10 protein-coding genes are annotated in these 13,526 nt (G+C 39.1%); all 10 read left to right on the top strand.

Annotated elements, in window-relative coordinates:
- The first annotated feature begins 221 nt into the window (after window positions 1–221).
- Window positions 222–878 carry an ATP-binding cassette domain-containing protein gene (locus QZ055_RS01565; RefSeq protein ID WP_295824190.1) on the top strand — a complete coding sequence of 219 codons (657 nt, stop codon included), beginning with the start codon at window positions 222–224 and terminating at the stop codon, window positions 876–878.
- On the top strand, window positions 875–1,639 hold the full coding sequence (fetB, locus tag QZ055_RS01560) for an ABC transporter permease (RefSeq protein ID WP_105085890.1): 765 nt from the start codon (window positions 875–877) through the stop codon (window positions 1,637–1,639). The genes QZ055_RS01565 and fetB overlap by 4 nt, the downstream gene beginning before the upstream one ends.
- Window positions 1,640–1,928: 289 nt before the next feature.
- Window positions 1,929–3,347 (top strand): [FeFe] hydrogenase H-cluster radical SAM maturase HydG, encoded by a 1,419-nt coding sequence (hydG, locus tag QZ055_RS01555; protein ID WP_363178571.1) that lies wholly within the window; start codon window positions 1,929–1,931, stop codon window positions 3,345–3,347.
- A 195-nt stretch (window positions 3,348–3,542) separates the two neighbouring features.
- The gene (gene recJ / locus QZ055_RS01550) at window positions 3,543–5,525 is read left to right on the top strand and encodes a single-stranded-DNA-specific exonuclease RecJ (protein ID WP_295824186.1); all 1,983 of its coding nucleotides are present in this window, start codon (window positions 3,543–3,545) and stop codon (window positions 5,523–5,525) included.
- 11 nt (window positions 5,526–5,536) lie between these two features.
- A complete protein-coding gene (locus QZ055_RS01545) occupies window positions 5,537–7,777 on the top strand; it encodes a bifunctional (p)ppGpp synthetase/guanosine-3',5'-bis(diphosphate) 3'-pyrophosphohydrolase (RefSeq protein ID WP_295824183.1) in 2,241 nt (746 codons plus the stop codon).
- The gene (locus QZ055_RS01540; protein ID WP_295824180.1) at window positions 7,777–8,412 is read left to right on the top strand and encodes an MBL fold metallo-hydrolase; all 636 of its coding nucleotides are present in this window, start codon (window positions 7,777–7,779) and stop codon (window positions 8,410–8,412) included. Before QZ055_RS01545 ends, QZ055_RS01540 begins: the two co-directional genes overlap by 1 nt.
- Before the next feature lie 41 nt (window positions 8,413–8,453).
- On the top strand, window positions 8,454–8,945 hold the full coding sequence (locus tag QZ055_RS01535) for a Fur family transcriptional regulator (RefSeq protein WP_105089417.1): 492 nt from the start codon (window positions 8,454–8,456) through the stop codon (window positions 8,943–8,945).
- Window positions 8,938–10,365, top strand: coding sequence for a coproporphyrinogen dehydrogenase HemZ (gene hemZ, locus QZ055_RS01530; protein WP_295824178.1), 1,428 nt, complete (start codon window positions 8,938–8,940; stop codon window positions 10,363–10,365). The genes QZ055_RS01535 and hemZ overlap by 8 nt, the downstream gene beginning before the upstream one ends.
- Window positions 10,365–11,636: a histidine--tRNA ligase gene (gene hisS / locus QZ055_RS01525; RefSeq protein WP_295824177.1), complete on the top strand. Its 1,272-nt coding sequence runs from the start codon at window positions 10,365–10,367 to the stop codon at window positions 11,634–11,636. The genes hemZ and hisS overlap by 1 nt, the downstream gene beginning before the upstream one ends.
- A gap of 8 nt (window positions 11,637–11,644) precedes the next feature.
- Entirely contained in the window at window positions 11,645–13,450 is a 1,806-nt protein-coding gene (gene aspS, locus QZ055_RS01520; RefSeq protein WP_105089414.1) for an aspartate--tRNA ligase, read from the top strand.
- Window positions 13,451–13,526: the final 76 nt, after the last annotated feature.

Below are 13,526 nucleotides of genomic sequence, written 5' to 3'. Positions count from 1 at the left end.
AGCTTAATTTTACAAAGACTATTAATCCCTAGTGGTTTTCCACTAGGGATTTTTTTGTTTTCTGTAGTGTGTGTCTGATAGATATATTATAATTAAGCTTAGCATTATCATATTGGTAATGATAAAATAATTAGAATCATTATGCTTAAGAATACTAAATAACTAGCAACAGTGAGTCGATATTTTGCTATTAATATACATATGACGAGATAGGGGGCTTTATGGCGCTGCTAGAATTATCAAATATATCTTATATTGTAAAAGACAAATCTATTATCAGTGATGTATCTTTATCGGTAAATCAAGGCGATTATATTACTATTGTAGGTCCTTCTGGAAGTGGTAAAAGTACACTTTTAAAATTATGTAGTGATCTGATTAGTCCTACATCGGGAACTATTACTTATAATGATCGTCCCTTAACGGCTATAGATCCTGAATCTTATCGTAGAGAGGTGGGCTACTGCTTTCAAAGACCTTATTTGTTTGGGAAAACAGTACGTCGTAATATTCTATTTCCTTATGATATTCGCGGTTTAAAACCGGATATGAGTCGTATAGAATATCTCTTTGATCTACTACATATGCCACTAAATTATATGGAGCGCCGTAATGATGAGTTGTCTGGTGGTGAAATGCAACGAATATGCCTTATTCGGAGCCTTATTTTTGAGCCTAAAGTGTTGCTTTTAGACGAGGTTACGTCTGCCTTAGATGCGACGAATACATCTATTGTAGAAAATGTTATTGATGAGCTTCATAAAAAGGGGATCACCATTATCTCCATTACTCATAATGAAGAGCAAAGCTTGCGTACTGCAAATCGCCGCATCACTATCGTAGACGGTCAATTAGCTAAAGAGGAGGTACTGATATGAGTCAGTTTCAAACTATATCTACTATATCGTTGTGCCTTGCATCAGTGCTAGTTATTATTAGTATGATTATGTCTTATCGACAAGAATTGAAGCTAGAAAAGGATATTTTCATCAGTGCTATACGTGCTACAGTTCAACTATTAGTCATCGGGTTTATTTTATCCTATATTTTTAGTACGGAAAGTCCAATATTTATTATTGGCTTACTTGGATTTATGGCTTTTAATGCCGCTTATAACTCAGCTAAACGAGGGCAAGGGATTCCGCATGCGTTATGGATTTCTTGGTTTGCTATCACCATTGGTGCATGGATAACCTTATCTATTTTATTGGTAACTGGCGTGCTTAGTTTTACTGCGTACCAATTGATTCCTGTTGGTGGTATGGTCATTAGTGGTGCTATGGTAGCCATTGGGCTTTGTTATCGTCAAATGCTATCAAATTTTGAATTGCGTAAACAAGAGGTGGAAATTAAATTAGCCTTGGGTAGTACACCTAAACAAGCTTCGAAAGCAATAGTTCGTGATGTTATAAAGACGGGTCTACAACCTACTGTAGATAGTGCCAAGACATTAGGTATCGTAGCGCTGCCGGGGATGATGACAGGCCTTATCCTAGCAGGCATGCCTCCATTAGAAGCTGTAAAATATCAAATGATCGTTACATTTATGTCGTTATCCACTATATCCATTGCTTGTTTTATTACGTGCCAGTTGTCTTATAGGACATTTTTTAATACTAGAAATCAATTATATAAGTAATTTCTATTAAAATCTTAATAGTAAATAAGGAATTAATTTAATTACATACATTTTAGTCATATTCGATATAGATAATCGATATAAATTAGAAATTCCCATACTATAAAGGTTGCTTCCTCTTATGAGGGAGTAACCTTTTATTATTGTGTGTCAAATTCCTATGTTTTTTAGTAGGAATAGTGGTATACTATGTACAGTATCAGTGAAATACCAGAAGACTGGTTGTCATATACTTTCATATACCTAAAGAGGGGTGGCGTTGCCACTAGAAAGATTTGAGGTAAGTACTATGTATGATGTAAAATCTCCAAAGGCGGAGGAATTTATTTCCCATCAGGAAATCCTTGATACCCTTGCCTATGCAAAGGAAAACAAGGAAAATCGGGAGTTGTTAGATGCTATTTTAGCAAAAGCTGCTACATTTAAGGGGTTAAACCATAGAGAAGCAGCTGTTCTATTAGAATGTCCGTTGCCTGAATATAAGGAAAAGCTTTATGCGTTAGCTAAAGAAATCAAGAAAGCTATTTATGGCGATCGTATCGTTCTATTTGCACCATTATATTTGTCTAACTATTGTATTAATGGTTGTGTATATTGTCCGTACCATTCTAAAAATCGCGATATTAAACGTAAAAAGTTGACTCAAGACCAAATTAGAGAAGAGGTTATCGCATTAGAAGCAATGGGTCATAAGCGCATTGTAATTGAGTCCGGTGAAGATCCTCTTAATAATCCGCTTGAGTATATTTTGGAATCCATCAAGACTATTTACAGCATTAAAAATAAAAATGGCGAAATTCGCCGTGTAAATGTAAATATTGCAGCTTGTTCTGTTGAGGATTACAAAAAATTACACGAAGCTGGCATTGGTACATATACATTATTCCAAGAAACGTACAATAAAGAAAACTACGAAGCGTTACATCCAACAGGCCCTAAGAGCGACTACGCCTACCATACAGAGGCGATGGACCGCGCTATGCAAGGTGGTATTGATGATGTAGGCATCGGTGTTTTATATGGTTTAGAACACTATAAATACGATTTTGTAGGCTTATTAATGCATGCTGAACACTTAGAGGCTGTATTTGGTGTAGGTCCACATACAATTTCTGTACCTCGTATTTGTCCAGCTGATGATATCGATGTAGATGATTTCAGTAATGCTGTACCTGACGATATCTTTGAGAAAATCGTTGCTCTTATTCGCGTATCCACACCGTATACAGGTATGATTATGTCCACCCGTGAAAGCCAATCTATGCGTGAACGTGGCTTGGCATTAGGTATTTCCCAAATTAGTGGTGGCTCTCGTACTAGCGTAGGTGGCTACAAAGAAGAAGAAAAACCAGAAGATAATTCTGCTCAATTTGATCGCAGTGATACACGTACATTAGATGAAATTGTAGATTGGTTACTAGACCTTGGATATGTACCAAGTTTCTGTACTGCATGCTATCGTGCAGGTAGAACAGGGGACAGATTCATGGCCCTTGCTAAATCCGGTCAAATCCACAACTGTTGCCAACCAAATGCATTGATGACATTAAACGAATACATCATGGATTATGGTGATGAAAAGACTAAAGCTCATGGCGCTAAAGTTATTGAAGAACAGTTAGAAAATATCAAAAATGACTTAGTTAAAGATAAAGCGAAAGCTTATATTGCACAGATGAAAGACGGCGAACGAGACTTCCGGTTCTAAGTAATTCACTGATCTAGAACCTCCTATTGATAATGGGAGGTTCTTTTTTGTTGAGAAAAAGACAAGGTTTAAATGAGAATAAAATATATAAAATGGTTTATTTTATTCACTTTTTGATGTATAATAAATAAAAATGATAATGATAATACGTTGAATTATTATAATAATATTGATTATAAACTACTGAGGGATATGATGATTAAGAAAAAACGTTGGCGCATTTCCACAAGCGACAAAGAACAAGAGAATATCTTAATCCGTGAACTTGGTGTGAATCCTATTGTGGCCAAATTAATGGTTAATCGCCACATAGATGTAGATGAAGGGCGTCGGTTTTTACAAGGCTCTTTGTCTGATTTGTTAGATCCATTCGCATTAAAAGATATGGATGTAGCTGTTTCGCTAGTTCAGGAGACAATTGAAAAATATAAACCAATCGTTATTTATGGTGATTATGATGTAGACGGTATTACTGCAACATCTGTTCTGTATCGATTTTTAAAGAAACTAGGTGCCGATGTTACCTATTACATACCAGAGCGTCAAAGCGAAGGATATGGCCTCAATTTAGAGGCTTTAGAGCACCTTATAGAGCGGGGAACATCTCTAGTTATTACCGTAGATTGCGGTATTAGTTCTTACGATATTGTAGAGGCTGTACGTGACCGTATTGATATGATTATTACGGATCATCATACGGCACCAGATTTGATTCCACGAGCAAAGGCTGTTATTAACCACAAGCAGAAGGATTGTCCCTATAAGGATAAAAATTTGTCCGGCGTTGGGGTTGCCTTTAAATTATGCCAAGCTTTATGGCTCACAAAATATGGTGAATGGTATTTAGATGATTTAGATATTGTTGCACTAGGTACTGTGGCAGACGTAGTACCGTTAGTAGGTGAGAACCGCATCATTGTAAAAGCAGGTCTAGAGAAGATGAATAGTCATCCTAATTTGGGCATTAAAAAGCTTATCGATGTAGCGGGTCTCCATGAACGAACTATAACATCTGGACATATCGGTTTTACTTTGGCACCTCGCCTTAATGCAGCAGGTCGCGTAACTCATGCAACACGTGCTGTTGAGTTACTTGTTACCGATGATGCTGATATGGCAGAAGCTATTGCAGAGGAGTTAAATGAAACTAACCGTGAACGCCAAGAATTAGAGCGGAATATTCATGAACTTGCTCGCATCGATGTGGCTAATCAAGGTCATAAAGCGGATTATGTAACGGTGGTGGCTGGTGAAGACTGGCATCCTGGTGTTATAGGTATTGTGGCCTCTCGTTTAGTTGAGGAGTTTTATAAACCAACCTTAGTCATCAGTATTCATGATGGCGTTGGTAAAGGTTCTTGCCGCAGTATTGATGGCTTTAATATCTACGATGCACTCAAGTCCTGTGAAGATGTGTTGCTACAGTTTGGTGGACATGCTGCAGCAGCTGGCTTTAGTATTGATGCAAGTCGTATAGATGAATTACGAGACCGCTTAACGGCGTATTGTAAAGAGCATGTAACACCAGAAGAATACATTCCTGTCGTTGCTATTGATGCGGAACTACCTGTTGATGATATCGATGTAGATATCATTGACCGCGTATCAGCCCTTGAGCCCTATGGGATGGCTAATAGTACGCCGGTCTTTGCCGTTATGGAAGCAACGGTACAAGATATTATGCTTATGGGGCAGTTAAAAAATCATTGCAAGGTGATTTTAGAAACCTCAAGTGGCACGTTAGATGCCATTGCTTGGAATCGTCCCGATTTGTTTAAAACCATATTTGTAGGAACTGTGGTGAAAGTAGCATTTTCATTGCAAAAGAATGAATGGCAAGGGATGGTTTCTCCACAGCTTATGATCCAAGCTATTGAACCGTTGAGTGAAGAGCCTATTACACTTTCAACAGAAGGGCTTAGACAAATGTATGTCATAGTCAAACAAGCTATGCGTGGTCGTAGTCAATCGGTTTACCATGTGGAACAAGAAATTTTGCGCCGCAAGCCGGCAGATCAAAATAATCGTAGTGCCCTTACATCCTTAGATGTTTTTAAGGAGTTGGGCATCATCGAAGAATATACAAGTGATGATGGTCAATTAATGCTAAGATGGAATGCCGTTGAAGGAAAATTAGATCTTGTCACATCCGTAACATTTCTTACCTATAGTGTATAGGAGGTGACACCATGACAACTGTAAATGAAGAAGGCAAAGCTTTGGTTGAACAAGGTACATTTAACAAAGAAAAAGCTTTAGCTGAATTTATGGAATATATCCATACCTATTTAACAGATGATGAGTGTAACCAAGTATTGAAGGCTTTTGAACTTGCTGATAAGGCTCATGAAGGTCAATTGAGAGCTTCTGGCGAGCCATATATCATGCATCCACTAGCAGTAGCTGAAATTTTGGCACACTTACAAATCGACCATATTACGCTTATGGCTGCACTTATGCATGATGTGGTTGAAGATACATCGTATTCGAAGGAAGACTTGGAGAAAATGTTTGGCTCTGAGGTGGCTTTCCTCGTTGATGGTGTAACGAAATTAAACCAGTTCCAATATGAAACAAAAGAAGATCGCCAAATGGAAAATTATCGGAAGATGATTTTGGCTATGGCGAAGGATGTGCGCGTCGTTGTTATCAAATTGGGTGACCGCTTACATAATATGCGTACCTTAAAGCATATGCGTAGCGACAAACAAAAGCGTATTGCAAAGGAAACATTAGAAATCTTTGCTCCTTTAGCACATCGCCTTGGTATCTTCAATGTGAAATGGGAACTAGAAGATTTATCATTCCGCTATTTAGAGCCGGAAAAATATTATGATCTTGTAGATCAAATGAAACAAAAACGCCAAGCTCGTGAGGACATAGTAAATGATACGATGAGCCAACTTACAAAAGCGTTAGGGGAAGCTCATATTAAGGCGGATATTAAAGGTCGTCCAAAACACTTCTACAGTATTTACAAGAAGATGAAAAAGGACAACCGTGATTTATCTCAAATTTACGATTTGCTTGCTGTTCGCGTTATCGTTGATACAATTCCAGATTGCTACGCCGTATTAGGTATTGCGCATAGCTTGTGGAAACCATTGCCGTATCGTTTCAAGGATTATATTTCCATGCCGAAATCTAATATGTATCAATCGTTACATACTACGGTTATCGGTACCATGGGGCAACCTGTAGAAATCCAAATTCGTACATGGGAAATGCACCGTGTATCTGAATACGGTGTTGCTGCTCACTGGCGTTATAAAGAAGGCAATAAAAGTGGCGATAAGGACTTTGACCAAAAGGTTGCCTGGTTACGTCAAGTTCTTGAATGGCAAGATACAAGTAATCCAACAGAACTGGTTAACGCTTTAAAACTAGATGTTTTCTCTGGAGAGGTCTTTGTATTTACACCAAAGGGCGATGTTGTTAAATTGCCAATTGGTTCAGTTCCACTTGATTTTGCGTACCGTGTTCATACCGATGTTGGTCATCGCTGTGTGGGTGCGAAGGTAAACGGTAAAATTGTACCGCTAGATTACACCTTACAAAATGGCGATATTGTAGATATTATTACATCTAAAACAGGTCGTCCAAGTCTTGATTGGCTCAATATTGTAGGATCTTCTGAAAGTAAGAGCAAAATTCGCAACTGGTTCAAGCGTGAAAATAAAGCTGAAAATATAGAAAAAGGCCTAGAGGCGCTTGAAAAAGAAGCAAAACGGTTAAACTATAGTTGGAAAGAATTAATCGCTGATAATCGTCTCCAACAAGTTACAAAACAGCTGAAAGCAGGTACTGAAGAGGAAATGTTTGCTGCTTGTGGCTATGGTGGTATTCCTGTCAGCACTGTTCTCTTGCGGTTAATTGAACTTTATAAAAAATCTAAAGAAGCAGAAGAATCTAAGCGCAGCACTGAACAAATCATTGAGAAGTTAAAAGCTCAAGGGCCAAAAACGACCAAGAATGGTACGGGCGTTCTCGTAAAAGGGGAAGCTGGTGTTATGGTACGTATGGCGAAATGCTGTAGCCCAGTTCCTGGTGATGATATCATCGGATACATCACGCGTGGTCGTGGTGTATCTGTCCATCGCTCCGATTGTACGAGCCTTGGCCATACGCCAGAAGATTTAGAGCGTATGATTGAAGTTTCTTGGGATGGTTCCTCTGGTGAATCCTTCCATGTAGGTATTGATATTCAAGCATACGATCGAAATGGTCTGTTGATGGAGGTTATGGCAGTACTTTCAGAGTTAAAAATCACCATTACAAACATCAATGCTAAGGTTCAAGAAGATACTAAAACTGTAAGTATCAATGTTGTGGTTGATATCCGTGATATTTCACAACTTGATTTTGTTATGACTAAGTTGCGCCGTATTCGTGAAGTATATACAGTACAGCGTAGTAAAGGAGGGGCTTAATGAGTGAACAACAATTAGTGCTTATGCGCATGCCATTAGGTCCACTAGGAACTAATGGCTATGTCATAGGCGATAAAGCGGTAGGAGAAGCTTTCATTATTGATCCTGCTACTGCTGAAGTATTAGAGTCTCTAAAGAAGCACGACTTGAAACCAAAGGCGATTTTATTAACCCATGGTCATGGTGATCATATTGGTGGCGTTCAAGAGATTGTAGATACATATCATGTGCCTGTATATATTCAAAAGGGTGATATACCGTATCTGTCAGATCCTGAACTCAATCTCAGCGCTTATAGTAATCCAACACCAATAAAGGTAAAGGCTGACATTATTGAGGTTAAACAAGGTGACCACATTACCTGTGGTGCTATTGACCTTGAAGTACTTGAAACACCGGGGCATACGCCAGGTGGGGTATGTTATTACATGGAAGGTCTTGTATTTGTCGGGGATACTCTATTTAGAGATTCCGTAGGTCGTACAGATTTTCCAAATGGTTCGTATGAGACATTAATGGAATCCATTAAAACTCAGCTTTATAAATTGCCTGACAATACAATGGTATATCCTGGTCATGGACCAGAAACAAATATAGGTTATGAAAAACAATACAACCCATTCGTTGGGGCGTAGGTTTTATAAAACTTTTGTAAGAAGTAAAGGGGATAGTTATAATGAACACAACATTAGAGAAATTAAAAGAACGCATTAAAGATAAAAAATACAAATTGACTACACAACGTCAAACAATTTTACAAGCCTTCATCGATGCTGATGAAAACCATTTGAGCGCTGAAGACGTATATGTACTTGTAAAAGAAGTAGCTCCTGATATCGGTTTGGCTACTATTTACAGAACACTTGATCTATTCACTGAACTTGATTTGTTAAAACGTCTTGATTTCGGTGATGGTCGTAACCGTTACGAATTAAATGATGAAGAGTTCGCTCATTTCCATCATCATTTGATTTGCGTGAAATGTGGTAAAGTATCCGAGTTCGAAGACGATATGCTTGAAACATTAGAGTCTATCATCGCTAAAAAATTGAACTTCCGCACTATTGACCATCAATTGAAAGTATATGGTTATTGCAGCGATTGCCAAAATCATATGACTGAAGCAGAACTTGAAAAATTAGAACGTATGGCTCATCACCATGCTTAATGGATATCTATATACGGGGCCATTACCACTTGGCTCCGTAGTAGCCCATAACTGTGGTGCTGCTGGTTTATTCTCTGATAAGGTTAATCCAGACGTTCTTCTAGAGGCTATAGAGGTAGACGGTTTATATCGTTTGACTGTAACCATTAATGAGACCGTAAAAACTTTTGACGGTGATATTTCATCTATGGGTCGTCGTCAAATTGGCCAAGCCTTATTGCGCTATTTACGTGAATATCAAGGCTTGCCAGCCGATGCCCCATGGGGGACTATGGTCGGTGTGCGCCCTACAAAGCTACTACATAAATATATAGATACATATGGCTCTGTCCACGCAGCAACTCGTCACATTAGGGACGAGTTTTCTGTGTCTATGGAAAAGCTTAATACATTGGGGGCTATCGGTGAGTATCAACGGCCATTTTTAGCTGATACAGACGATAAAAAGGTGAGTCTCTATTGTGGCATTCCTTTCTGTGATACTCGTTGTGTGTACTGCTCGTTTCCTTATGGTCTTTATCAGGATTACACTGATAAAAGTCAATTCTTAACAGCTTTAGGCCGTGATATGGAGGATATGAAAGATATTGCTCAGTCTTATGACTTATCGGTAGATACCCTCTATATGGGTGGCGGTACACCGACGGTATTAGGTGATGAAGACTTTCACCAAGTCCTAAAACAGTTATCTATACTAGTGCCAGAAGGACATGAGTTTACTGTAGAGGCGGGGCGCCCAGATTCTGTTAATCCTCGGAAGATACGATCTATGCTCGATTTTGGTGTAAATCGTATCAGTATTAATCCACAAACGATGCAAGACGATATTTTGCGTCGCATTGGGCGTGGGCATAGTGCACAAGATATTGATGAACTGTTACAATATGTAAAAGTTAATACACCATTTGCTGTAAATATGGATTTTATTGCAGGTTTACCGCATCAAACGATGCAAAACATGGTAGAGAATATGGATTACGTATGTCAAAATCTGCCGGAAAATGTTACAATTCATACGTTAGCATTAAAACGTGGTAGCCCATTGTATGATTTAAATATGCAAGATGATATTCCTGAGGAACATCTCGTAGCAGAAATGGTACAATATGGTAAAGAGCGTCTTGAAGCGGCTGGCTATGTGCCATATTATCTATATCGCCAACAATATATGAGAGGGCAGTTAGAGAATATTGGCTATACCTTGCCGGGTAAAGCGTGCGAATATAATATTCAGATCATGGAAGAGCGACAAAGCATTCTATCCATGGGACCTGGTAGCTCATCTAAGTGGATGCGAGCTCCTGAATATCGTCAATTGAAACAGCACATGCCAAAGGATGTTGATGTTTACCACGCAACGATAGATGCACTATTAGAGAAACGACATAGAATTTGTGAGAAATTTTGGGAGGTTGTGTAATGGCTATTAGAAAACCAAGAGGTACACAAGACTTTTTGCCAGAGCAAATGATAAATTGGCACTATATTGAACAACGTATGCGTGAAATTTGTAAAGTATACGGGTTCAATGAAATTCGCACACCTGCCTTTGAAGATACTAAATTATTCTTGCGCGGTATCGGTGAAACTACAGATGTAGTACAAAAGGAAATGTATACATTTACTACAGGCGATGACGGTGGCTCTAGCTTCACATTGCGTCCTGAAAATACGGCTTCTGCTGTACGTGCATACTTAGAAAATAAAGTATATGGTAAAGAAGGCCTTACAAAATGGTATTACATGGGACCTATGTTCCGTCATGATAAACCACAAGCAGGTCGTTACCGTCAATTCCATCAATTTGGTGCAGAGGTACTAGGCTCTCAATCTCCAGTTGTAGATAGTGAAGTTATCTGCATGGTTGTACAATTGTTGAAAGACTTTGGCCTTAAGGACCTCAATGTAGAGGTGAACTCTGTAGGTTGCCCAACATGCCGCCCTGTATATCGTGAAAAATTAATTGAATTCTTTGAACCTAAAAAAGAACAATTATGCAGTGATTGCCAAGAACGTTTATATAAAAATCCTTTGCGTATCTTGGATTGCAAAAATGAAACATGTAAATCCTTGTCCGTAGGTGCTCCTGAAATTCACGAACATTTATGTGAAGAGTGTCATGATCACTTTGAAGAATTGAAGACATATTTAACGGCTGCAAATGTGCAATATACATTAAATCCTCGCCTTGTACGTGGTCTAGATTATTACACAAAGACAGCATTCGAAGTACAATATACTCCATTAGGCGCACAAAGTGCCGTAGCAGGTGGTGGTCGTTACGATGGCCTTGTAGAGGAACTTGATGGTCCTCATACGCCAGCCATTGGCTTTGCCATGGGCATGGAACGTTTGCTATTAGCTCTTGAAAAGCAAAACTTGTTGCCTGAACCAACTGTTGAACCATCTGCATTTGTAGTGGCGCTTGGTGATGCGGCTAAGGTAGAGGCTTTCAAAATTTGCCAAGCATTACATGATGCATATGTAACCGTTGAAATGGACGGACAGGGCAAGAGTATGAAGGCACAATTAAAATATGCTAACAAAATTAATGCAAAATATGTTATCATATTGGGTGATGATGAATTGGCTCGTGGGGAAGCCATAATCCGATTCATGGAAACTAGTGAACAAGAAACTGTACCACTTGATACAGTTTCTGAACGTATAACTTCTTTGGTGAAAGGATGACAATTAGAATGGAAACAATGCAAGGCTTACACCGTACGCACGGTTGTGGCACCATCTCTGAACAAGAGGTAGGTAAAGAGGTCGTATTATGTGGTTGGGTTGAACGCCGTCGTGACCACGGTGGTTTGATTTTCTTGGATTTACGCGATCGTTCTGGCGTAGTACAAGTGGTAGCATCTCCAGATCATAACGTAGAATCTTTCCACAAAGCAGAGGATGTTCGTAACGAATATGTACTTTGTGTACGTGGTAAAATTACAAAACGTGATGAAGCGGCTATCAATCCAAATCTTCCTACCGGTGCATACGAAATGTACTGTGAAGAGTTGCGCGTATTGAACTCCGCTAAAACTCCTCCATTCTATATCCAAGATGATATCGATGTAGATGAAAATATTCGTTTGAAATATCGTTACCTTGACTTGCGTCGTCCAGAAATGCAACGCAACTTGATTTTGCGTCACAAAGTAACGAAAGCAATGCGCGACTTCTTCGATAGCCGCGATTTCTTGGAAATTGAAACTCCAATGCTTACTAAATCTACACCAGAAGGCGCTCGTGACTATTTAGTACCTTCTCGTGTAAATGCTGGTACATTCTATGCATTGCCACAATCTCCACAAATTTTCAAACAAATCTTGATGGTTGCTGGTTATGAAAAATACTTCCAAATCGTTCGTTGCTTCCGCGATGAAGATTTGCGTGCAGACCGTCAACCTGAGTTCACTCAGCTCGACTTGGAAATGTCCTTCGTAGATGAAGAAGACATTTACTCTATGCTTGAAGAAATGATTGCTCATGTATTTAAAACTACATTGGGCAAAGAAATTCCATTGCCTATGCCTCGTATTACATGGGATGAAGCAATGGATAAATACGGTTCTGATAAACCAGACCTTCGCTTCGACATGGCCTTTACTGATGTAACTGATCTTGTTAAAGATACAGAATTTAAAGTATTCCGCTCTGTAATCGATAACGGTGGTGTAGTTAAAGGTATCGTTGTACCTGGCGATGCTGGTATTCCACGTCGTGAACTTGATGACCTCGTTGAATATGTAAACCGTTACGGTGCAAAAGGCCTTGCATGGGCTTGCTTCAATGAAGATGGTTCCATCAAGTCTCAAATCATGAAGTTCTTAGGTGAAGATACAATCCGCAATATCGGTGAAAAAATGGGCGCTAAAGGTGGCGACCTTGTATTGATGATTGCAGATAAACCTGCCACTGTGGCACGTGCATTAGGTGAATTGCGCCTTGAAATGGCACGCCGCATGAACATGATTGACCAAGATAAATTGGCATTCACATGGGTAACTGATTTCCCTATGTTTGAATATAACGAAGATGAAAAACGTTATGTTGCAATGCACCATCCGTTCACAATGCCTCGTCATGAAGATCTTGATAAATTGGAATCTGATCCTGGCAGCGTAAAAGCGATTGCTTATGATATGGTATTGAACGGTGTTGAAATCGGTGGCGGTTCCTTGCGTATTTACCAATCCGATGTACAAGAAAAAGTATTCAAAGCTATTGGTTTATCTGAAGAAGAAGCTAAATCTAAATTCGGCTTCATGCTTGATGCATTCCAATACGGTGCACCTCCTCATGCTGGTTGTGCATTCGGCCTTGATCGTCTTGTTATGTTGATGGCAAAACGTCAATCTATCCGCGACGTAATCGCATTCCCTAAAACTCAATCTGCTTCTGATGTAATGAGCCAAGCTCCATCTGAAGTAGAACCTAAGCAATTAAAAGAGTTGCATATTAAACCAGATATCGAGGAAGAAGAAGAGCAATCTTTGGTGTAAAAACATAGGCAAGAATTGATTAAATTTGAAATGTCAAGACTTGTTAATTACGAATCTTTCTGATACTATTTATGTA

This window comes from uncultured Veillonella sp. (assembly GCF_905209685.1).
Taxonomy (GTDB): domain Bacteria; phylum Bacillota; class Negativicutes; order Veillonellales; family Veillonellaceae; genus Veillonella.
The sequence above is the reverse complement of the archived record's forward strand: the minus strand, read 5'-3'. Positions and strand labels throughout refer to the sequence as shown.

What these genes read in the sequence shown, in the direction of transcription:
- QZ055_RS01535 (WP_105089417.1), top strand. Translation starts at nt 8,454, where the DNA reads ATGAACACAACATTAGAGAAATTAAAAGAACGCATTAAAGATAAAAAA.
- hemZ (WP_295824178.1), top strand. Translation starts at nt 8,938, where the DNA reads ATGCTTAATGGATATCTATATACGGGGCCATTACCACTTGGCTCCGTA.
- hydG (WP_363178571.1), top strand. Translation starts at nt 1,929, where the DNA reads ATGTATGATGTAAAATCTCCAAAGGCGGAGGAATTTATTTCCCATCAG.
- fetB (WP_105085890.1), top strand. Translation starts at nt 875, where the DNA reads ATGAGTCAGTTTCAAACTATATCTACTATATCGTTGTGCCTTGCATCA.
- QZ055_RS01545 (WP_295824183.1), top strand. Translation starts at nt 5,537, where the DNA reads ATGACAACTGTAAATGAAGAAGGCAAAGCTTTGGTTGAACAAGGTACA.
- aspS (WP_105089414.1), top strand. Translation starts at nt 11,645, where the DNA reads ATGGAAACAATGCAAGGCTTACACCGTACGCACGGTTGTGGCACCATC.
- hisS (WP_295824177.1), top strand. Translation starts at nt 10,365, where the DNA reads ATGGCTATTAGAAAACCAAGAGGTACACAAGACTTTTTGCCAGAGCAA.
- recJ (WP_295824186.1), top strand. Translation starts at nt 3,543, where the DNA reads ATGATTAAGAAAAAACGTTGGCGCATTTCCACAAGCGACAAAGAACAA.
- QZ055_RS01540 (WP_295824180.1), top strand. Translation starts at nt 7,777, where the DNA reads ATGAGTGAACAACAATTAGTGCTTATGCGCATGCCATTAGGTCCACTA.
- QZ055_RS01565 (WP_295824190.1), top strand. Translation starts at nt 222, where the DNA reads ATGGCGCTGCTAGAATTATCAAATATATCTTATATTGTAAAAGACAAA.